At 67.2% G+C, this 21,196-nt stretch carries 20 protein-coding genes and 1 tRNA gene; 10 read left to right on the top strand and 11 right to left on the bottom strand.

Annotation, left to right across the window (positions count from 1 at the left end):
- Positions 1-20: 20 nt before the first annotated feature.
- The 7 genes from ACZK33_RS16905 to ACZK33_RS16875 form a co-directional block, all read right to left on the bottom strand.
- Positions 21-464, bottom strand: coding sequence for a DUF2147 domain-containing protein (locus ACZK33_RS16905; RefSeq protein ID WP_014038046.1), 444 nt, complete (start codon positions 462-464; stop codon positions 21-23).
- Between the two features lie 225 nt (positions 465-689).
- Positions 690-2,041, bottom strand: a protein-coding gene (locus tag ACZK33_RS16900; RefSeq protein ID WP_423175080.1) for an IS3 family transposase whose coding sequence is annotated in 2 segments (ribosomal slippage) — positions 690-1,594 and positions 1,594-2,041 — 1,353 coding nt in all. Because the reading frame shifts where the segments join, the coding sequence is not laid out codon by codon here.
- 222 nt (positions 2,042-2,263) lie between these two features.
- On the bottom strand, positions 2,264-2,668 hold the full coding sequence (gene gloA2, locus ACZK33_RS16895; protein WP_049463208.1) for an SMU1112c/YaeR family gloxylase I-like metalloprotein: 405 nt from the start codon (positions 2,666-2,668) through the stop codon (positions 2,264-2,266).
- On the bottom strand, positions 2,665-3,735 hold the full coding sequence (locus ACZK33_RS16890) for a serine hydrolase domain-containing protein (RefSeq protein ID WP_423175081.1): 1,071 nt from the start codon (positions 3,733-3,735) through the stop codon (positions 2,665-2,667). The genes gloA2 and ACZK33_RS16890 overlap by 4 nt, the downstream gene beginning before the upstream one ends.
- A gap of 16 nt (positions 3,736-3,751) precedes the next feature.
- Positions 3,752-5,692, bottom strand: a complete 1,941-nt coding sequence (locus tag ACZK33_RS16885; RefSeq protein WP_423175082.1) for a DUF885 domain-containing protein — start codon at positions 5,690-5,692, stop codon at positions 3,752-3,754.
- A gap of 94 nt (positions 5,693-5,786) precedes the next feature.
- A complete protein-coding gene (locus ACZK33_RS16880; protein WP_049437362.1) occupies positions 5,787-6,572 on the bottom strand; it encodes a queuosine precursor transporter in 786 nt (261 codons plus the stop codon).
- Positions 6,569-7,264 (bottom strand): DUF502 domain-containing protein, encoded by a 696-nt coding sequence (locus ACZK33_RS16875; RefSeq protein ID WP_005414135.1) that lies wholly within the window; start codon positions 7,262-7,264, stop codon positions 6,569-6,571. Before ACZK33_RS16875 ends, ACZK33_RS16880 begins: the two co-directional genes overlap by 4 nt.
- Before the next feature lie 76 nt (positions 7,265-7,340).
- Between ACZK33_RS16875 and ACZK33_RS16870 the strand changes: the two genes are divergently transcribed.
- The gene (locus ACZK33_RS16870) at positions 7,341-8,657 is read left to right on the top strand and encodes a hypothetical protein (protein ID WP_423175083.1); all 1,317 of its coding nucleotides are present in this window, start codon (positions 7,341-7,343) and stop codon (positions 8,655-8,657) included.
- 7 nt (positions 8,658-8,664) lie between these two features.
- Here ACZK33_RS16870 and ACZK33_RS16865 read toward each other — a convergent pair whose 3' ends face one another.
- Positions 8,665-9,117 carry a DUF4442 domain-containing protein gene (locus tag ACZK33_RS16865; protein ID WP_088026717.1) on the bottom strand — a complete coding sequence of 151 codons (453 nt, stop codon included), beginning with the start codon at positions 9,115-9,117 and terminating at the stop codon, positions 8,665-8,667.
- A 223-nt stretch (positions 9,118-9,340) separates the two neighbouring features.
- On the opposite strand from ACZK33_RS16865, the gene ACZK33_RS16860 reads away from it, so the two are divergent.
- Complete coding sequence (locus tag ACZK33_RS16860) at positions 9,341-9,793, top strand: REP-associated tyrosine transposase (RefSeq protein WP_049421051.1); 453 nt, start codon at positions 9,341-9,343, stop codon at positions 9,791-9,793.
- A 52-nt stretch (positions 9,794-9,845) separates the two neighbouring features.
- Here ACZK33_RS16860 and ACZK33_RS16855 read toward each other — a convergent pair whose 3' ends face one another.
- The 3 genes from ACZK33_RS16855 to trxA all read right to left on the bottom strand — a co-directional run bounded on the left by ACZK33_RS16855 (position 9,846) and on the right by trxA (position 14,130).
- The gene (locus ACZK33_RS16855; protein ID WP_049398692.1) at positions 9,846-11,468 is read right to left on the bottom strand and encodes a CHASE2 domain-containing protein; all 1,623 of its coding nucleotides are present in this window, start codon (positions 11,466-11,468) and stop codon (positions 9,846-9,848) included.
- Complete coding sequence (locus ACZK33_RS16850) at positions 11,465-13,165, bottom strand: FecR family protein (RefSeq protein WP_423175084.1); 1,701 nt, start codon at positions 13,163-13,165, stop codon at positions 11,465-11,467. The genes ACZK33_RS16855 and ACZK33_RS16850 overlap by 4 nt, the downstream gene beginning before the upstream one ends.
- 107 nt (positions 13,166-13,272) lie before the next feature.
- Positions 13,273-14,130, bottom strand: a complete 858-nt coding sequence (gene trxA / locus ACZK33_RS16845; protein ID WP_423175085.1) for a thioredoxin — start codon at positions 14,128-14,130, stop codon at positions 13,273-13,275.
- Positions 14,131-14,255: 125 nt separating this feature from the next.
- Between trxA and ACZK33_RS16840 the strand changes: the two genes are divergently transcribed.
- The 8 genes from ACZK33_RS16840 to ACZK33_RS16805 all read left to right on the top strand — a co-directional run bounded on the left by ACZK33_RS16840 (position 14,256) and on the right by ACZK33_RS16805 (position 21,149).
- Complete coding sequence (locus tag ACZK33_RS16840; protein ID WP_154264112.1) at positions 14,256-14,858, top strand: DUF998 domain-containing protein; 603 nt, start codon at positions 14,256-14,258, stop codon at positions 14,856-14,858.
- A 105-nt stretch (positions 14,859-14,963) separates the two neighbouring features.
- Complete coding sequence (gene leuS, locus ACZK33_RS16835; protein WP_032128983.1) at positions 14,964-17,606, top strand: leucine--tRNA ligase; 2,643 nt, start codon at positions 14,964-14,966, stop codon at positions 17,604-17,606.
- A gap of 136 nt (positions 17,607-17,742) precedes the next feature.
- Positions 17,743-18,327 carry an LPS-assembly lipoprotein LptE gene (locus tag ACZK33_RS16830; RefSeq protein ID WP_032128984.1) on the top strand — a complete coding sequence of 195 codons (585 nt, stop codon included), beginning with the start codon at positions 17,743-17,745 and terminating at the stop codon, positions 18,325-18,327.
- A gap of 9 nt (positions 18,328-18,336) precedes the next feature.
- Entirely contained in the window at positions 18,337-19,374 is a 1,038-nt protein-coding gene (gene holA / locus ACZK33_RS16825) for a DNA polymerase III subunit delta (protein WP_423175086.1), read from the top strand.
- A gap of 3 nt (positions 19,375-19,377) precedes the next feature.
- Positions 19,378-20,043 carry a nicotinate-nucleotide adenylyltransferase gene (gene nadD, locus ACZK33_RS16820; RefSeq protein WP_423175087.1) on the top strand — a complete coding sequence of 222 codons (666 nt, stop codon included), beginning with the start codon at positions 19,378-19,380 and terminating at the stop codon, positions 20,041-20,043.
- 58 nt (positions 20,044-20,101) lie between these two features.
- Positions 20,102-20,512, top strand: a complete 411-nt coding sequence (gene rsfS / locus ACZK33_RS16815) for a ribosome silencing factor (protein ID WP_005418109.1) — start codon at positions 20,102-20,104, stop codon at positions 20,510-20,512.
- Between the two features lie 64 nt (positions 20,513-20,576).
- Positions 20,577-21,050: a 23S rRNA (pseudouridine(1915)-N(3))-methyltransferase RlmH gene (gene rlmH, locus ACZK33_RS16810; protein WP_478453621.1), complete on the top strand. Its 474-nt coding sequence runs from the start codon at positions 20,577-20,579 to the stop codon at positions 21,048-21,050.
- A 22-nt stretch (positions 21,051-21,072) separates the two neighbouring features.
- Positions 21,073-21,149, top strand: a tRNA-Asn gene (locus ACZK33_RS16805).
- Positions 21,150-21,196: the final 47 nt, after the last annotated feature.

The following is a 21,196-nucleotide window of genomic DNA, read 5'->3' as shown; positions in this document are numbered from 1 at the left end:
ATGAAGCGGGGCCTGGGGGCTTATTCGCGCTGCCAGGTCTGCGCGCGGCAGATGAAGGCAATGCAGCCGGACACGTCCAGCTTGGTGCCGCCGGGCTGCAGTTCCATCTTCGACTTGTAGGTCTTGCCGTTGGCCGGGTCGAGGATGGTGCCGCCGGACCACTTGTTGGCGCCGTCGGCCTTCAGGTTCCAGAGAATGGTCATGCCCTTCACCGGCTTGTTCTTGTTGGCGCCTTCACAGCCGTCGCAGACCGGGTTCGGGCCCTTGTCCGAGTGCAGGATGTCGACCACCTTGCCGGTCAGCGTGCCATTGGCGGCCTCGGTGATCTCGACGATCGACTTCACCTTGCCGGTCTTGTCGTCGATGGTCTTCCAGCGGCCGGCGGCGCCGTCGGCGGCCTGTGCCGACAGGGCGGCCAGGCACAGCGGCAGTGCCAGCAGCAGGGTCTTGAAGGTGTTGCGCATGGTCCCCTCCCAGGGTTCATTCCGGCACGCTGCCGGCATGGGTCGACTGTATACCCATTCGGCGGGGTATGGGGAAGGGGGGCTTTGCAGGGCTGCGCCCTGCACCTGCGGGGGCAACAGCAACTGCAACAGCAACAGCGGGCTATCTGTGGGATGGCGGGGTGGGTCCGGTTGCGGGGGACGCCGTAAACCCGTCCTGAAGTGACCCCCGAGACTTGGACGGGGTCAGGCGGCCGATTGGGCCTGCTCCCGGTACTTTACCGGGCTCAGACCTTTCAGTTTCAGTTTGATGCGTTCTTCGTTGTAGTACTGGATGTATTCCACCAGCCCAGCCTCCAGACTCTCGAGGCTGTCAAAGCTGTTCAGGTAGAAGAATTCCGACTTCAGCGTTCCAAAGAAGCTCTCCATCGCCGCATTGTCCAGGCAGTTGCCGCGCCGGGACATGCTTTGCTTCAACGAGTGCTTTTCCAGCATGTGCCGGTAGTTTTCATGCTGGTACTGCCAGCCCTGGTCGGAGTGGATCATGGGGCGCTCATCCGGGGCAAGCTTCTTGATGGCCTCCTCCAGCATTTGACCCACCAGATCAAATACGGGCCGACGCTTGATCTGATAAGCCACGATTTCGCCGTTGTAGAGGTCCATGATCGGCGACAGGTACAGCTTCATGCCCTGCACCTTGAACTCGGTCACGTCAGTCACCCACTTCTGGTTGGGCCGCTCGGCATGGAACTGGCGATTGAGGTCATTGCCAACCACAATATTGGCCGCCCCCTTGAAGGCCTGGTAGCGCTTTACGCGCACCCGCGATTTCAGCCCCATCTCCCCCATCAGGCGCTGAACCCGCTTGTGATTGGTCCGATGACCCTGATTGGCTAATTCCAGCGTCACCGTGCGATAGCCATAGCGCCCTTGGCTTTGATCGTAGATTGCACGGATGCGCTCGCACAGGGCTGCCTCATCCTGATCCGGATGGGCCAGGACATGGTTCTGGTAATAGAACGTACTGCGTGACAGCTCAGCTGCTTCAAGCAGAAGCGACAGCGTATGAACCTGCCTCAATCCTTGGACGGCTTGCGCTTTGCGTCCTGCGCCGCCTGCTCTTCCCGGATCAAGGCATCGAGTTTTTTTAGGTAGTCGGTCTCCGCACGCAGATAGGCGACTTCCTTGAGCAGCTCATCGCGGCTCATATCCTCAGGTGGCTTGGACGAACGGGTCTTTTTCATCGGCTTTCGGGGCGGCGGCGGAGGGGGTGCCAACGCTTGGGCACCGCCTTGAGCATACAGGCGCCGCCATCGCCCCACCGCGCCGGCATCGCCAATTTGAAAGTAGGTGGTGGCCTCCCGCCCGGACATGCCGTCCTGGCTCATTTTCTCCAGGACAGCCAGCTTGAACGGGAGGTCATAGGACCGGGCCTGGCGATGAAATCCCCGCCTACCATGCAGCCGATAGGTCGCCACCCAGCGCCTGACCGTGGAGAACTCCAGGCCGTGGCGACGGGCAATGGCTTTGACCGATGTGGAGGTCTTGCAGGCCTCTTTGGCGACCTGCAGTTTGAAACGCGCGCCGTATTTGTTCATGTATCCCTCGGGGTTGGATCTGGTGTCCAACTCCCGGGGGTCACTTCATCCCTGGGGGCTTGGCCGCGGCATCCATGCCGCGGACACCCCCGCAACCGGACCCACCCCGCCTTCGACAGGTTCCGGCGATCTGTCGGTATCGGGCTGTGGGTGGGTGTCGACCTTGGTCGACACGGTAGATCCACGCCATGCGTGGATGGGACTTTCCGTGGGAACGGGGGATCAACCGACTTCGTACAGCTCCAGCGGCAGGTCGTCGGGGTCGGCGAAGAAGGTGAAGCGGCGGCCGGTGTATTCGTCCACGCGGATCGGTTCGCATACCACGCCATGCGCGGCCAGGCGCTGGATGAAGGGTTCCAGCCGGGCGACGCGGAACGCGAGGTGGCGCAGGCCCTGGGCTTCCGGGCGGCTGGGCCGGGGTGGCGGCGAGGGGAAGGAGAACAGTTCCAGCTGGCCACCGTCGGGCAGGGCCAGGTCCAGCTTCCAGGAATCGCGCGCGGCACGGTGGTTCTCGGCCAGCACGCGCAGGCCGAGGATGCGCACGTAGAAGTCCTTCGAGCGTGCGTAGTCGCTGCAGATCAGTGCGGCGTGGTGGATGCCCAGCAGGGCGTCGGCATCGCGGGTCATTGCAGCGTGTCCAGCCAGCGCTGGGCGATCTTCAGCGCCAGCGGATAGGGTTCGGGGTCGTTGCGGTTGGTCAGCACGATCACGGTCAGGTGCTTCTCCGGGTGGCGCACGATCACGTTGCGGAAGCCGATGCTCTCGCCGCTGTGCCATTGCACCGGGCCATTCAGGCGCCAGCCGAAGCCGTAGTGCGGCACGTCCGGTTCGGGTGTTGCGGTGGCCGGGCTGAACATCGCGCGGCGCGAGGCTTTCGACAGCAGGCGGTCGTCATACAGCGCCGCATCCCAGCGGGCCAGGTCGTCCAGCGAGGAATAGATGCCGCCATCGCCGAGCACGGCGCTGGTGGTGCTCTGGTCGGTGCGTTGCCAACGGCCATCGATCCAGCTGTAGCCATAGGCGCGTGCAGCGACCGTGTCCTCGCCGTCCTGGTGGGCCACGGTATGCGCCATGCCCAGCGGGCGGAAGATGCGCTGCTGCAGAAAGCTCGCGAAATCCTGGCCGGAGGCGCGGCCGACGATCATTGCCAGCAGTGCATAGCCGCTGTTGCTGTAGCGATACTGCGTGCCGGGTGCGAAATTCAGGCGGTCCTCGTGCGACAGCAGGGTCAGCACGTCGGCGTCATGCACCTGCCGAGGGTCAGCCGGGTCCATCAGGTCTTCGTAGTCGAGCAGACCACCGGTGTGCGAGAGCAGTTGGCGGATCGTGATGGCCGCTGCAGCCGGCGGCAACTCGGGCAGCCACTGCCGGGCCGGCTGGTCGAGCCCAAGCCGGCCATCCTCCACCAGCAGCAGTACCGCCGCAGCGGTGAACTGCTTGCTGACCGAGGCCAGCCGGAAGTTGCTGGCTGCGGTGATCGTGGTGCCGTCCTCCAGCACCGCCAGGCCGTAGCCGCGGCGGAATACCGGTTGCCCGTCGTGCAGTACCAGCACGGCGGCGCCGGGTACCTGGCCATCGTAGGCCTGCATCAGGCCGTCGATGCCCGCATCCGGTGGGGTCAGCACCGGTGCGGCGGAGGTGGCCAGCGGCAGCAGGCCCAGCACGGCGGCGAACAGGGCGACGGCAGGGCGCATGGCGGCTCCGGAGGGGTCAGGGTGAAGGCGCGGGTGTGGCGCTGGCCGGCTGCGCCATCCAGCGCTCCATCTTGCGGTCCAGCACGTCCAGCGGCATCGAGCCATCCTTCAGCAGTTCGGCGTGGAAGCGGCGCAGGTCGAAGGCGGCACCCTGGCGTGCCTTGGCCTTGTCGCGCAGGGCGACAATGGTGGTCAGGCCGGCCACGTTGGACAGCGCCTGGCCGGGCTGGGCCATGATCCGCTCGACTTCGGCGTTGGCGTCATCGCTGCTCATGTCCACGGTCTTCTGCAGGTAGGCCACGGCCTGCTGCTTGCTCCAGCCCTGGGCGTTCACGCCGGTGTCGGCCACCACACGGGCAGCGCGCAGCAGGCGCGAATACAGGTAGCCGATGCGGTCGTAGGGATCGGTGTAGATGCCCAGGTTCTCACCCAGTGTTTCGGCATACAGGCCCCAGCCTTCGACGAAGGCGAGATCGCCCCCCAGGCGGCGGAAGCGCGGCAGCTTGGCCAGCTCCTGCTGCAGGCCCAGTTGCACGTGGTGGCCGGGGATCGCTTCATGCAGGTACTGCACCGGCACGTTCCAGCGCTTGCGGCTGGGCAGGTCGCGGGTGTTCACGTACAGCACGCCCGGTTGCCCGGCCGCAGACGGCTGGTAGGCCGCTGCTGCGGCGGTCAGTGCACGCTCCGGTTCCACCGCGCGCACGTCCAGCGTGGACTTGGGCAGGGTATCGAGCACCTGCGGCAGGCGTGCGTTGACCTGCTGCTGCACCTGGCGATAGCGGTTGATCAACGCATTGGCGTCGCTGTACTGGAACTGGCGGTCGTTACGCATGCTGCGCAGCAGCTTGGCCGGCGTGCCGCGCAGCTTGGCGTCCTTCATCACCGTGGTGATCTGCGCCTGCAGTTCCTGCACGCGCTGTTCGCCCAGCGCGTGCAGCTGCGCGGCGGTCTGGTCGCTGGCCGTGGTCTGCACGATCAGGTTGGCGTACCAGGCCTGGCCATCGGGCAATGCGCCCAGGCCGCTGCTGGCGCGGGTGGCCGGCAGGTACTCGGTGGCGATGAAGCCGCGCAGGGCACGGTAGGCCGGCATGATGCGCAGTTCGATCATGCGCTTGTATTCGGCGCTGATGCGGGCCTTGTCCTCGGCCGCGATGGTGTTGGGCATGGTGCGGATCGGCGACCAGAAGATGCTCTCTTCGGCGGTCGGCTTGATCACTGCATCCAGCTGCGGCAGCACTTTTTCCATCAGGTCGCGTGGCTGCACCACGCCGGCCTTCATGCCCTGGCGCATGTTGTCGATGGCCTGGTCGAACAGCTCGGGAATGCCCAGCGAACGGCGCGACCAGGTGTCGTAGTCCTGCACGGTGTTGAACGGCTGCGCGCCGGCACCTGCACCGAGGATCGCCATGATGCTGCCGACGTTGTAGTACTGGCTGATCGGCATCATCCAGCTCGGGTAGCGCTCGGCGGCCAGCGAAGCGCGCGCGTCGCGCACGAAGATCTCGTAGCTGAGCAGGTCCTGGCCCTGCAGGCCGTCGCTGCCGAGTTTCTCGACCTTGCCCAGCCACTCGGTGGTGAAGTCGTGCGATTGCTGGCGCCACGCGGCGGACAGGATGTTGGGCAGCTGGTCGTTGTAGCGGGCCTCGCCCTGGAAGGTTGCCTGCAGCGGATTCAACCGCATCGAGGCATCCCAGTATTCGTCATACAGGCGCTCCAGCTGCACCTGCTTGGGTACGGCGCGGGCCGGTGCGACCGGACGCGGCGTGGCGCGGCGCGCCGAACTGCCACGGGCCGGCGCGGTAGCGCGGGCAGGCCGGGCCTTGGGCTTGGCGGCCTGGCGGGTCTGCGCGGCGGCAGGGCGGCTGGCCTTCTTTTTCGCTGCTTCGGCCGACGGCACGGCGCTGAACAGGAACAACGCGGCGATGGCGGCGGCCAGGGCGCGGGTGGGATGCGGCATCAGGAGCTTCCGTGGAACACAGACCGTGGAGCTTGCACGATCCGGCCGCGTACGGCCAGCGTGAAGGCGCAGTCAGCTTTTTGCTGCTGGGGCTTCAGTCAGCCGCAGCGGCGGCGCGCAACGATGCGGCTCGCTCGGCACCCAGATAGCGGGTGATGGCACGCCGCATCAGGTACAGCAACGGAATCAGGGCGATCGCAAAGCCCATCTTGTAGATGTAGTTGACGCTGCTGACCGCCAGGAACAGCGAGGTCGGCCAGTGTTGCGGGCCCAGCACGAAGGCGATCCAGATCACCACGAAGCTGTCCACCACCTGCGAGATCGCGGTGGACCCGGTCGCACGCAGCCACACGTGGCGCTCGCCGGTGGCCTGGCGGATGCGATGGAACACCGCCACGTCGATCAGCTGGCCGAGCAGGAAGGCCACCAGCGAACCGGCGATGGTCCACATGCCCTGGCCGAACACCGCTGCGAATGCCGCCTGGTAGTCCGGCACGCCGTGGCCATCCATTGACGTGACCCACCAACTGGCCGGCGCCAGCGAAATGGCCGCGAAGGCGAACAGGAAGCCGTAGCCGATCAGCACCACCGCCAGCCACGAGATGAAGCGCACGCCGCGCTTGCCGAAGAACTCGTTGATGGTGTCGGTCATGATGAACACCACCGGCCACAACAGGGTGCCGGCGGTGAAGCTGAGCGAGCCGGTCTGGCCGAACAGGTTCCAGTTCAGCGGAGCGATGCCCAGGGTGTCTTCCAGCGCGAAGATCTTCACCCCGATCAGCTCGGCCAGCACCGCATTGCCGCAGAAGAACGCGGCCAGCACGATGAACAGCAGGACCGCGCGGTCCTGCAGCGGGCGCTCGATCGGCGCCGGGGTCATTCGGTGCGTTCGCCGGTGCGTTCGCCGGCACGGGTGAACGGCACGCTGGACGGCGCCACGGCACCGCCGGAAATGATGAAGCTCATGGCCTGGTCGACGGTCCAGTCGGTCGGCGTCAGCAGTTCCACCGGCACGATTTCCAGGTAGCCCGAGGTCGGGTTCGGCGTGGTTGGCACATACACCGCGGCCAGCTCACGGTCGGTGCCGTGTTCCTTGATCACGCGGGTGACCAGGCCGACCGATTTCATGTCGCGGTGCGGGAAGTCGATCAGCACCACGCGCTGGGTGCTGCCCGGCTCGGTCTGCAGCATGTCCAGCAGCTTCTTGGCGCTGTCGTAGATGATGCTGGCCAGCGGAATGCGCTTGATGACCGCGCCCACCCAGCGCAGCAGGCGCTGGCCGAGCACGCGGCGGCTGGCCACGCCCACCGCCAGGATCACCAGCAGGGTGGCCAGCAGGGCGATGGTGTCCTGGATCCATTCGGCGCGGACCCAACCGAGGTAGTGCGGGAAGCTTGTCGCGATCTGCTCGGACAGCGGTACCACCAAGGGGCTGGAAATGCCCGACAGCAGCACGAACACGAACTTGACCACGACCCAGGTCAGCCAGATCGGCAGCAGGGTCAGCAGGCCGGTCAGGAACAGGCGCTGCAGGGAGGGGCGGGGGACCAGGGCGGGGGCTTCGAGCGACATGCGCGCATTGTAGCGGTCACTGCCGGTCGATTACGCTGGGGAATCGACTGTGGCAACGGCACATGGAAGGGAAGCTGTGTTGAAGATTCTGCGCGGACTGGGCTGGACCCTGGCAGGCCTGCTGGTGCTGGCCATCGTGGTGTGGTGCGCTTCGCGCATGTGGCCGGTGCCCGAATCGCGGCTGCAGGCGCAGCAGCGACTGGAAGCACGCCTGCCGGCGACTGGCCACAACGGTTATGCCCTGTTGTGGACGCTGCCGTTCGACGATCTGGATGCCCGCCAGCGCGAGCAGGCGTTGGCCGAGGACGTGCGCCGTTGGGAGGCCGACCTGCGGGGCAGCAGCGGCGGCCAGACACACCTGGTGGCCAACCATGCCGAGCTGCGCTCGCGGCCCGGTGCCAGTTGCGGGCCGGCCGCCAGCGGCTGCCTCGCCCAGGTCCGCGCGGACCCGCAACGCTTCGTGGAGGCCCATGTCGGGCACCAGCAGTTGCACGCGCGGCTGGATCAGCTCGCCGAAGCGGACTACTTCATGTCGCCGTTCCAGCCGAAGGGCGAGGGCATTCTGGTTCCGTTGCCGACCTATGGCCTGGTGATGGACGCCACCAGTGCGCGCGCGCTGGCCTATGTGCAGGGCGATATCGACGGTGCCCTGCGAGGCGCCTGCCGTGGCCTGCAGCTGGGCCGGCGGCTGGTGCCCGGCGGCAGCTATCTGGTCGAGAGCATCATCGGTGCCAGCCTGGTGCAGGCCAATGCCCAGCTGCTGGCCGACATGCTGGTCGAACTGCCGGCCGACCACCCCTTGCCGACGGAGTGCGAACAGGCCATGCAGCCGCTGCGGGCCGAGGAACAGAGCCTGTGTCGTGCCATGCAGGGTGAGTACGCGATGAGCCGGGCGGCGATCGAGAGATCGGCGCGGGAGTTCGGCGGCGTGCTGGTGCTGGATCGCAGCAGCACCCTGGCCCGCGCGGCCGGCAATCTTGGCTGGGCCTGTGGCGCGGCAGCCACATCGGCGCTGGAAGCGGATCGCCCGTTGCCAGTGCCGGCGCCACCGCAGCATGACTTCGGCTGCCTGTCGAACGTCATGGGCTGCGTGCTGACCGATATCGCCGCGCCGATCTATCCTGCCTATTCGTCACGGCCACAGGATGCCGCGGCGATGGTGCGGCTGCTGGGGGCGCAGCGTTGGCTGCGGCAGCAGACGGATGATCCGGTGGACGCACTGCAGCGGCTGCCGGTGCAGTTCCGCTCGCCGGTGCGGGCGCCGCAGCTGTCGGCCGACGGCCGCCACCTGCAGGTGCCGCGTCGCTCTCCAGCGCGCAGCGCTGAAGAGAACCCGTGGCTGTCGGTGCCGTTGCAGAAGGAATCGGCTTCGACTGCGGCGGGACGCGACTGAAGCGCGCTCAGCGTGCGTGCGGCTTCAACCGCAGGTAGACCTGCTTGCGCACCTGGGCGACCACCTCGCCGCTTTCATCGACGACATCATTGCTGAACCACCTCAGCACTTTGTCACCAGTGGCGGCTTCGGCGCGCAGTTCGTCCAGCAGTGCGTCGTCGATGCGGAACGAGGTACGCACGGTACCGCGGCCGGGCTTGAGGAAATCGATGGCGCCGGCACGGTCCCACACGTAGTAGTCGCGGCCGAGGATGTGCAGCAGGCCAAGCATCCAGAACGGATCGGTCATCGCAAACAGGCTGCCGCCGAAATGCGTGCCGACGTAGTTGCGGTTCCAGGGCCGCATGCGCAGTTCGACGTCGATCTGCCGGTAGTCCGGCGAGACCCGGGTGACGTGGATGCCGGTGAACAGGAACGGCGGCCAGAGATTGATACCGAAGCGGAACAGGCGGGCGTTCATGCGGGTCCGGGGGCGCAGGGCGAGGCGCCCAGTCTAACCATTCGCATGCGTATGTTGCACCCCGGGCGAGCGTCCGCACAATTCGGGCATGGTCCGGCGAATTGTAGAGTCGAGCTTGCTCGACTGCTTTCAAGGGCAGCAGCGAATACGCTCGACGCCATCCGATAGCTATTTCAGGGTTTTCCCGATGGGTACGGCTCGGTCCCCGGTCCATGCTGTTTACATGCCCAGCCCTGCCTTGTTGCGCGGTCGATTTTCCGCAATCGGATGCTTCTACGTAGTCACCACTGTCACTGCGGGTCGTCGACGCATCTTTGCAGATACGCGACACGCGGCGACCCTGATGGACGGCCTTCGTGACAGTGACCGCCGTGGACTCACGCGATCATTTGCCTGGGTGGCAATGCCCGATCATCTGCACTGGGTCATGCAGCTGCGTCAAGGAACCCTGGGACGATGCATGCAGTCACTGAAGTCCAGAGTGGCCATTGCAGTCAATGCGCACTCCGATGAAGAACTGCCGGTGTGGCAGCGGGGCTACTACGATCATCTGATCCGGAATGAGGAGGATGTTCGGCAACAGTCACTGTATGTACTGGCCAACCCCGTGCGCGCGGGCCTGACATCGCGGCTGGGAGACTATCCGCTTGCGTGGTGTCGCTGGCCGCTGGAATGAGGCGGAGGCAGTCGAGCAAGCTCGACTCTACAGGTGGTGTGCATGTCCTGCTTCATGCGCCGTCGATGACATACCCGTCGCGGCCGTTGGCCTTGGCCTGGTACAACGCGGTGTCGGCGCCTTCGACGAAATGGTGTGGTTGCAGCGTGCCGTCGGGTACGCGGGTGAACACGCCGATGGTGAGGGTGACGCCTGCTTCGCTGCCGTCACCGGGCGCCGGCAGTGCACGCACGCAGGCGATCAGGTCCTCGATGACCTGACGCGCGCCCTCGGCCGGGGTATCGGGCAGCACCAGTGCGAACTCGTCGCCACCGTAGCGCGCGGCCATGTCGCGAGGGCGTCGCGCATGCGCACCGATCAGGCGTGCAACATCGCGCAGCACGCGGTCGCCGACCTGATGGCCGTGGCGGTCGTTGTGGCGCTTGAAATGGTCAACGTCGATCAGTGCGAGGCTCAAGGACTTGCCACTGCGTCGCGCGGCATCGCATTCCTGTTGCAGCGACTGCTCGAAACGCAGGCGATTGCCGAGACCGGTCAGCGCATCGCGGTTGGCCAGGCGGTGCCAGGCCGAGACGCGCCAGGTCGCCCAGGCCAGCAGCACCAGCAGGATGCCCAGCATGGCGCTGGCCGGTGCCCACCACAGGTCACCGGCGCGCAACAGCAACCAGCTCAGCAGCGGTGGAAGCGGCAGCGAGCACAGCGCCGCGAGCCATGGCAGGCGCAGGCCGAGCAGGATCACGCACAGTGCCACCAGGACGCCACTGATGGCGTGCTGCCAGAGACGGGGCAGCAGGTCGATCTGCTTGTGCTGCAGCAGCATCGAAGCGATGTTGGCCTGGTACTCACTGCCGCTCATCCAGAACTCGCGGGTGGTCGGGGTCAGCAGCCGCGGTGCGATGCCGCTGGCGGTCATGCCCACCACGATGCGGCGGCCGTGCAGCATCGCCATGTCCACGTGACCATCCAGCACATCGGCATAGGACACCTGCGGCAGGCGTTCGGGCGGTCCGGCATAACGCACCCGCACGTAGTCGTTGCGCCGCCATTGATAGGGCGAACCGATCTCCGGGTCGGGGTCGGGCAGGCCGTGCACCGCGCCCGCCGGCAGGTCGGCCAGCGCCAGGCCCAGTGCTGGCCAGTGGGCCTGGCCGATGCCGGCACGCAGGTACACGCCGCGCGCGACACCATCGCCATCCACTTCCACATCGGTGTGGCCGATCGCTGCGGCACTGGCCGCGATCTGCGGAATCGGCAGCATTTCTTCGGCCATGCGGTCGCCGGCGGCCGGTGCCGCGAGTACCGGCAGCACCACCCGGCCGTTGCGGCGTATCGCGGCGGCCAGTTCATCGTCCTGGCGGCTGTCGCGACGATCAGGTTCGGACAGCATCAGGTCCAGTGCGACGCGCTCGGCACCGGCATCGGTCAGCCGGTCGAGCAGGCGGGCATGGATCGAGCGGGGCCAGGGCCATTGGCCGATGCGCTGCAGGCTGCCCTCGTCGATGGCCACGATCAGCACGCTGGGGTCGGGGCGGTAGTCCCAGTTGCCGACCATGGCGTCGTAGGCCGCTTCGTCCTGTCGCCACAGCCACTGGCCCTGGCTGGCGATCACCGTCAGCACCCCGGCCAGCAGTGCCAGCAGGATCCGCTTCGGCCACGGCAGCGGCGAGCGCCTCATAACAACAGCAACAGCAGCAGGGCACCACCACCGGCGCCGTAGCACAGGCGGCAGGGCAGCTTGATCTGCTGGGCCGGTGAGTACTCACCCGCATGACCATCGTCGTCGATGTACTGCACACGCACATGCAGGGTGCCGCTCCACGGCCGCTTGAAGCTGACCTGCGGCTCGCTCACGGTCTGGTCGACCAGGGGCGCCCTGAAGTCGCCACGACGGTCCACCTGCACCCGGTACTGCTGGCCTTCGCTGCCGGCCTGCCAACGCAGGGTCAGTTCGCCATGCGCGGCCTCAGGCGGCTGCAGGGCAGGGTCGACCGGTTCATTGCTCAGTTGCAGGGGCAGGGCCTGGCCGTAGCGGCCCTGATGGCCGTTGCCGTCGCGCGACGCCACCCGCCAGAAGTACTCGCCGGGCGGCAGCGGCTGCGCCAGGCGCAGGTCGGTACCTGGGGTGCTCTGTTCCTGTAGTGGCTGCACGAAGCTCGGCTCGGTGGCGATCTGCAGCACGCTGCTGCGCGCGCCCGGCGCCTGGCTCCAACGGAAGCGCGGGCGGTCGCTGTTGACGGTCTGCCCATGCAGGGGGGCCACGGTGAGCGGCGGCGGGGGCTGGTCGCTGAGTTCGAAATCGGCGCTGGCGTCGAGGCCTTCCACGCCCTGTGCATCCACCGCGCGCAACAGGATGCGCAGCTGGCCGGGGGGCAGGTCACCAATCGCCAGCCGGGTGTCGGCGGTGGTGGCGGCAAACAGCAGGATTTCCGGCGTCGCTGCCTGTACCACTTCCACGCGGTAGCGCGCGGCGCCGTCGACGGGGTCCCAGGCAAGCAGGGTCGGCAGGGCCGCCAGGCGCACCTCGTCGCTACGCAGCTGCGGCGCTGGAAGAAGGGCGGAGACAGCGTCCGGTGCGGCATCGGCGCTGCTGCTGCGGCTGGCCTGTCCAGGCTGGACCAGGCGCTTGCCGTGGGTGTTGCCGACCTGGACCTTGCCCTGCAGTACTTCGGTGGCAGCCACCTGGCCGGTGTCACCGGCGCTGACCCGGAAGACGGTGCCGCGCACGCTGCTGGTCGCCGTAGGTGCATCGATGATGTAGCGCGAGGCCGGGCCACGGGCAGGTGTCACCCGATTGCTGGCGCGGCCCTGCTGCAGGCGCAGGCGGGTATCGACCATGCCGGTGTGGCCGTAGCGGCTGAGCTGGTCCAGGCGCAGCCGGGAGTACTCGCGCAGCTGCAGGCGCGAGGCGTCAGCGAATTCAAGCGTGACGCTGGAGTCGCCTTCGGTCTGCACGGTGTCACCGATGCGAAGTTGTTCCCCGGCGAGTATCGCGCGCGAGGCGCTGCCATCGGCACCTGACAGTTCGACCTTGCCGCGCACCGACAGCACGCGGGCAGGTGCCGGTTCGATGCGCAGCCAGCTGATCGGGAAGCGCAGCAGCTGCCCCGGCGGCAGCTGGTAGGGGTTGTCGATGCGGTTGTGCTGTTGCAGCTGCTGCCAGCGCACCGAGGGCTTGAGGTACAGGCCTCCCAGATCCCACAGGGTATCGCCGGGACGGACCCGGTAGTTCCAGTCCTGGGCGGCGGCCATGGCCGGCAGGAAGAGAAGAGCGCAGAGCAGCGCGCCCTGGAAGCGCATGGCGAACGACAGCGAGCGGACGAAGGTCACAGTTTGCAATCCCGGCAATGCGGGGGCGCAGCTGCAAGACCCCATGGCCCCGACCTCATCCCCCCGAACGGATCGTGGCGACCGTACGGCCGCCATCCCGCGCATTATTGCCCGCGTTCAGTGCAGGGATTCTGAACGAAGTGGGTTCCCGTTCAGAACAGCAGGGAGGCCATCCGGCGGCGATACTGGCCGACCAGGTCCTCGTCGGAGATCACATTGAAGGCGTCGATCAGGGCCTTGCGCGGCAGTCCTTCCTCGAAGGCGCGGTCGATCCGCAGCATTTCCAGGAACTGGGCGAGTGCGGCTTCATCGTGGCCACCGAGCAGCAGCTGCACGCCGCGCAGGTGACGGGCCTTGAGGTCCTTGCCATCGGCGGCGATGCGCGCGTCCAGCACTTCGGCGGCCGGGGCGTCCTTCAGGGCCGAGGCGAAGGCCAGCCGGGCGCGTGCACGCACGGCACGGTCGTCGGTGGCCAGGTTGGCGGGCAGGCCATCGATCAGCAGACCGGCTTCATCCACGCCACCGATCTGCAGCAGGGCCAGCGCCAGGTCGAGCTTCAGCTCGTCCTTGTCCGGCTCGGCGGCGATCTGCGCGCGCAGCACGTCCACCTGCGCCTGCGGGTCCAGCGGCGCTTCGTCTTCGGCGACGGCGTCGCCGATGTCGGCCGGCACGATGCCGTGCTGGGCCAGGAATTCACGCAGCTGGCCTTCCGGGATGGCCCCCGGGAAGCCGTCCACCAGCTGGCCGCCCTTGACCAGGAACACGGTCGGCACCGAGCGGATCTGGAAGGCGGCGGCGATCTGCTGTTCCTTGTCGACGTCGACCTTGGCCAGTTCGAAGGCGCCGTTGTACTCGGCAGCCAGCTTTTCCAGCATCGGCCCGAGGGTCTTGCACGGCCCGCACCAGGTGGCCCAGAAGTCGACCAGCACCGGCGTCTGCAGCGACTTCTGCAGGACTTCGGCCTCGAAGGTCGCAGTGGTGGCGTCGAATACGTAGGTCGTCTCGGTCATGGGGGGAAGCATCGTTTGGCGTCTGGAGACTGATTCTATGGTGACGATCGATGCCGGTCTCAACCCGGGTTCTAGTAAATGCCTGACAATGCCGCCTTCCTGTCGCCGTCCTTTCCGGAGCCTGCATGTCGTCCCTGTCCCCGTTGCTGCGCCTGTCCGGTCTGGTCGCCGCACTGCTGTTCATGCTGGCGGTGCTCGGTTTCGGCGCCGGCCTGGAAGGCTACGCACAGGCTCGCCACCCGGTGGCGCTGCTGGGAGCACAGGGGGTGCCGCATGCGCTGGCCTTCAATCTGCTGGGCTTCGTGCTGCCGGGCCTGCTGGCGGTGGTTGTGGCCGAGTGCCTGCGCCGTGGGCTGTCGGCAACCGCCGGCTGGGCGCCCCGGGTGGGCAGCCAGATGCTGCTGCTGGCCGGGTTGGCGTTCGCCGCGATGGGGCTGCTGCCGCTGGATGTGGATGACCTGCACGGGCCGGCCAGCCAGCTGCATGCCAGTGCCTGGATGATCTGGGTGCTGGGTTTCGTTGCCGGGACCCTGTTGCTGGGCACGTCGCAGTTGCGCCAGGCGCATGGCCGCGCGCTGGGCGCAGTGGCGCTCGCCTGTGGCGTACTGGCCGCGCTGGCGGCGTTTGCCCTGCAGGGCGTGTTGGCGGCACCGCTGGCACAACGGCTTGCGTTCGCCTGCTGGACGGCCTGGCTGGCCCTGGCCCTGCCGTTGTCGCGGCCGCGCTGAGACCAGCCTCGAGCGCTCGCGGAGCCGGCCTTCAGCGGGCGGGATTGGAGACGTTTGCCGCACTGCGGTACGCTGTACCGCTTTGCCGCCGCATCCGCGTGTTCCATGACCAGCGCTGAAACCAACGCCTACGACCCGCAGCAGGTTGAATCCGCCGCCCAGCAGTACTGGGACGCCACCCGTGCCTTCGAAGTCGACGAGACTTCGGACAAGCCGAAGTACTACTGCCTGTCGATGCTTCCGTACCCGTCCGGTGCGCTGCACATGGGCCACGTGCGCAATTACACGATCGGCGACGTGATCAGCCGCTACAAGCGCATGACCGGCCACAACGTGCTGCAGCCGATGGGCTGGGACGCGTTCGGCCTGCCGGCGGAAAACGCCGCGATCAAGAACAAGACCGCACCGGCGGCCTGGACCTACAAGAACATCGAGCACATGCGTGGCCAGTTCAAGGCCATGGGCTATGCCGTTGACTGGTCGCGCGAGTTCGCCACCTGCCGCCCGGACTACTACGTCCACGAGCAGCGCATGTTCACCCGCCTGATGCGCAAGGGCCTGGCCTACCGCCGCAATGCGGTGGTGAACTGGGACCCGGTCGACCAGACCGTGCTGGCCAACGAGCAGGTGATTGACGGCCGCGGCTGGCGCTCCGGCGCCCTGGTCGAGAAGCGCGAGATTCCGCAGTGGTTCCTGCGTATCACCGATTACGCCCAGGAACTGCTGGACGGCCTGGACGAGCTGGACGGCTGGCCGGATTCGGTCAAGACCATGCAGCGCAACTGGATCGGCCGCTCCGAGGGCCTGGAAATCCAGTTCGACGTACGTGACGTTGACGGCGGCGTGCTGGATCCGCTGCGCGTGTTCACCACCCGTCCGGATACCGTGATGGGCGTGACCTTCGTGTCGATCGCCGCCGAACATCCGCTGGCGCTGCATGCGGCGAAGAACAACCCGGAACTGGCCGCGATGCTGGCCGACCTGAAGCAGGGTGGCGTGTCCGAGGCGGAACTGGAAACCCAGGAAAAGCGCGGCATGGACACCGGCCTGCGTGCGCTGCATCCGGTCACCGGCGAGCCGGTGCCGGTGTGGGTCGCCAACTTCGTGCTGATGGGCTACGGCACCGGCGCGGTGATGGCTGTGCCGGGTCATGACCAGCGCGACAACGAAGTGGCCAACAAGTACGGCCTGCCGATCAAGCAGGTGATCGCACTGAAGGATGCGCGCACCGAAGAAGAGCGCACCTGGGATGGCAGCCGCTGGCAGGACTGGTACAGCGACAAGAGCCGTGCCTTCGAGCTGGTCAACTCGGCCGAGTTCGATGGCCTGGATTTCCAGGGTGCCTTCGAAGCCCTGGCCGAACGATTCGAGCGCAAGGCCCAGGGCCAGCGCCGCGTCAACTACCGCCTGCGCGACTGGGGCGTGAGCCGCCAGCGCTACTGGGGCTGCCCGATTCCGGTGATCTACTGCGCCAAGTGCGGTGCGGTGCCGGTGCCGGAAGAACAGCTGCCGGTGGTGCTGCCGGAGGACGTGGCATTCTCGGGTACTGGTTCGCCGATCAAGACCGATCCGGAATGGCGCAAGACCACCTGCCCGGACTGCGGCGGCGCGGCCGAGCGCGAGACCGACACCTTCGACACCTTCATGGAGTCGAGCTGGTACTACGCCCGCTACACCTCGCCGGGTGCCCGTGATGCCGTCGACAAGCGCGGCAACTACTGGCTGCCGGTGGACCAGTACATCGGTGGCATCGAGCACGCGATCCTGCACCTGATGTATTTCCGCTTCTACCACAAGCTGCTGCGCGACGCGCGGATGGTGGACAGCAACGAACCGGCGCGCAATCTGCTGTGCCAGGGCATGGTGATTGCCGAGACCTACTACCGCCCGAACCCGGATGGCTCGAAGGACTGGATCAACCCGGCCGATGTGGAAGTGCAGCGCGACGAGCGCGGCCGCATCACCGGCGCGACCCTGATCGCCGACGGCCAGCCGGTGGTGGTCGGTGGTACCGAGAAGATGTCCAAGTCGAAGAACAACGGCGTGGACCCGCAGGCGATGGTCGACAAGTACGGCGCCGACACCGTGCGCCTGTTCTCGATGTTCGCCGCGCCGCCGGAACAGTCGCTGGAGTGGAACGAAGCCGGTGTGGATGGCATGGCCCGCTTCCTGCGCCGCCTGTGGGCCCAGGTGCAGAAGCATGCTGCCGATGGCGCCGCTCCGGCGCTGGATGTTGCAGCACTGGATGCCAACCAGAAGGCACTGCGCCGCAAGACCCACGAGACCATCGGCAAGGTCGGTGACGACTATGGCCGCCGCCACAGCTTCAACACCGCCATTGCCGCGGTGATGGAACTGATGAACGCGCTGGCCAAGTTCGAGGACGGCAGCGCGCAGGGGCGCGCGGTGCGCCAGGAAGCGCTGCAGGCCATCGTGCTGCTGCTCAACCCGATCACCCCTCACGCCAGCCATGCCTTGTGGCAGGTGCTGGGCCATGGCGAGACCCTGCTGGAAGACCAGCCGTTCCCGCAGGCCGATGCCGGTGCGCTGGTGCGCGACGCACTGACCCTGGCCGTGCAGGTCAACGGCAAGCTGCGTGGCACCATCGACGTGGCAGCCGACGCCGCGCGCGAGCAGGTCGAGGCGCTGGCCCTGGCCGAGCCCAACGCGGCCAAGTTCATGGAAGGCCTGACGGTGCGCAAGATCATCATCGTGCCGGGCAAGATCGTGAACATCGTCGCCGCCTGATGTACCCCGTACCGGCCACCCGCGTGGTGGCCGGTACCATTCCGGTGCAGGGCCCGGCGTTTGATGGCCCTGCATTCACGCGGCTTCGGGCACGCTGTGTGTTGCCGTGATCGCCCGGCTCCGCCAGACTGTCTCCATGACCCGAATCCTGCTTGCCCTCGTTCTTGTCCTCGGCCTTGCCGGCTGCGGTTTCCATCTGCGCAACAAGCTGATGCTGCCGACCGACACGGCACCGGTGAAGGTGGTTTCCACTGCGCCGTACAGCGAACTGGTCAAGCTGCTCAACCGCAGCCTGCTGGCCTCCGGCGCCAGGCTGGCCGATGAGGACAGCAAGGAGCCCAGCGCCCAGCTGCAGGTACTGTCCGAGCGCTGGGGCGACCTGCCGATCGCCATCGACTCGCAGGGCCGTGCGCAGGAATACAGCCTGCGCTACGCGGTGATCTTCATCTTCCGTCGTGAAGACGGCAGCGAACTGGTGCCGCAGCAGGTGATCGAGCTGTCGCGCGACTACGTGTCGCCGCCGACCGACGCCACCGGTACCACCACCGAACGTGAAATCCTGGCCAATGAACTGCGCCGGGAAATGTCCGCCTCGATCATCCGCCGCATCGACAGCGTGGTGCGTGCCGAGATCGAGAAGGGCGGCAGCCTGTCGGCGCCGAAGGACAAGCCGATCGAAGGCGCGGTACCGGCCGAGCCGGTCCCCGCAGCCAAGCACTGAGCCGCGCGCATGGAACTGCGTCCGGAGCAGCTGGCCAGCCAGGGCGCTGATACCGCGCTGGCGCCGGTCTACCTGATTGCCGGCCCGGAAACCCTGCGCGTGCTGGAGGCGGCCGACGCCATCCGCGCGCGTGCGCGCGCCTCGGGCATTGGCGAACGTGAAGTGTTCGACGCCGAAGGGCGTGATTTCGACTGGAACCAGCTCGACGCCAGTTTCAATGCCCCCAGCCTGTTCAGCGCCCGTCGCCTGGTCGAGGTGCGCCTGCCCAGCGGCAAGCCGGGCAAGGACGGTGCCGAGGTGATCAGCCAGTTCTGCGCCAATCCGGCGCCGGACGTGGTGTTGATGATCACCGCCAACGAATGGAGCAAGGCGCACCAGGGCAAGTGGGCCGAAGCGGTCAACCGCATCGGCGTGCTGTCGGTGGCGTGGGCGATCAAGCCGCACGAACTGCCGGACTGGATCGAGCGCCGCCTGCGTGGCAAGGGCCTGCGCGCGGACCCGGCCGCCGTGCAGCGCCTGGCTGAGCGGGTGGAAGGCAACCTGCTGGCTGCCGCCCAGGAAATCGACAAGCTGGCGCTGTTGGCCGATGGCCAGCCGCTGGATGTGGAGCGCATGGAGTCGCTGGTGGCCGACGCCGCCCGCTATGACGTGTTCCGGCTGGTGGAGGCGACATTCTCCGGGCAACCGCCGGCGGTGCTGCGCATGCTGGCCGGCCTGCGAGGCGAGGGTGAGGCGGTGGCTGCGTTGATGCCGATGGTGATCCGCGAGCTGCTGGCCGGTGCTGGCCTGGCCCGGGTGCAGGCCCGGGGTGGCAACCTGGCTGCCGAAATGAAATCGCGCGGCATCTGGGAATCGCGGCAGGCGCCGTACAAGCGCGCGCTGCAGCGGCATCCGGAAAGCAAGCGCTGGGAGCGCTTCGTGGCTGAAGCGGGACTGGTCGACCGTATCGCCAAGGGGCGCGCCGACGGCGATGCCTGGCTGGCGCTGGAGCGCCTGCTGGTGGCTGTGGCCGAACCGCGTGCCGTGCGCCTGCTGGCGCGGGCCTGAGCAATGAGCCTGCGGATCTACTACGGGGGCACCTTTGATCCGGTGCACCTCGGGCACCTGGCGATCGCGCGGGCTGCCCGTGACGAACTGCAGGTTGCCGTGCGCATGCTGCCGGCGGCCGATCCGCCGCACCGTGCCGTGCCCGGCGCCACGGCCGAGCAGCGCTGCACCATGCTGTCGCTGGCCATCGGCGACGAACCGGGCCTGCTGCTGGACCGGCGCGAGCTGGATCGCGCGGTGCGTTTCCCCGGTCGGCCGTCCTACACCGTGGACACCCTGCGCGAGCTGCGCGGCGAGCTGGGGCCGAGCCGGCCGCTGGCCTGGCTGGTCGGCGCCGACAGCCTGCTTGGCCTGTCCCGCTGGCACGAATGGGAGGCGTTGTTCGGGCTGGCTCATTTCGTGGTGGCGGAGCGCCCGGGTAGTCCGTTGCAGGCCGCGGTGGATGGCGAGCTGGGCCGGGCGCTGGAAGGGCGTTGGGCCGACACCGAGCAGGCCCTGTTCGCCAGCCCGGCCGGGCGCATCCTGCGCCTGCACCACCCGCTGCGCGAGGAATCGGCCAGCGCCGTGCGCTCGCAGATCGCCGCCGGCGGCCCCTGGCGCGCCCTGCTGCCACCCGGCGTGGCGGACTATGTGGCTGCACACGGGCTGTACCGCCCGGGCAGGCCGTGAATGGCGCAGCGGCGCCATCCCCGTATAATCGCCCCCACGTTTATCGAGTCGATCCACTTTGAGCAACCAGACCCAGCCCCAGACCATCAAGGTCGATCTGCCCAGCCCGCCGCCGTCCGTGCCGGAACTGCTGGCCAGCGTCCGCCAAGCCACCGAAGACCTGAAGGCCAAGGACCTGGTCGAGATCGACGTGCGCGGCCGGTCCAGCGTTGCCGACTACATGATCGTCGTTTCGGGCACCTCGACCCGCCACGTCAAGTCGATTGCCGACGAAGTCGTGCGCTTCGCCAAGAACATCGACGTGATGCCGCTGGGCGTGGAAGGCGAGCGCGAAGCCGAGTGGGTGCTGGTCGACCTGGGCGACGTGATCGTCCATGTGATGCTGCCGCGCGTGCGTGAGTTCTACGCCCTCGAGCGCCTGTGGACCGTCGGCGACCAGCCGCCGTCCAGCGACGACGAAGTGGCCTGAGCCACGCGTTGATGCATCCCTTCGACGGCGCCGATGGCGCCGTCGACGTTTTGGAGGACCGTTGATGAAAGCCCGCCTGATCGCCACCGGTGAACGCGCCCCCAGCTGGGTGGCGCAGGGCTTCGCTGAGTACCAGAAGCGGCTGTCGCACTGGCTGCCGTTCGAGCTGGTGGAAATCGAGCCCGGCCTGCGCGGCAAGGGGCGTGATCCGCGCCGCGCCACTGAAGACGAAGGCAAGCGGGTGATCGCTGCGCTGCCGAAGAATGCCTATGTGGTGGCGCTGGACGTGCCGGGCCGCCAGCTCAGTTCCGAACAGCTGGCGCAGCGCCTGGAACACTGGCGCGGGCAGGAAGGAAGGGACCTGGCGTTCCTGATCGGTGGCCCGGAAGGGCATTCGCCGGAGGTGTCCGCGCTGGCCGATGAGAAGTGGTCGATCGGCCCGCTGACGCTGCCGCACATGCTGGTGCGCCTGGTGGTGGCCGAGCAGCTGTATCGGGCTGCCGCAATGATTGCCAATCACCCCTACCATCGCGCGTGAAGAGTGGTTATACTAGTCGTCTGCCCGAATAGCTCAGCCGGTTAGAGCACTTGACTGTTAATCAGGGGGTCGTTGGTTCGAGTCCAACTTCGGGCGCCACCTTGAAAAACCTGCATCGCGAGATGCAGGTTTTTTTTTGCGTCTTT

This window comes from Stenotrophomonas sp. 86156_Sma (assembly GCF_056481625.1).
Note: the sequence above shows the minus strand (reverse complement) of the source record. Positions and strands in the feature narration are given on the sequence as shown.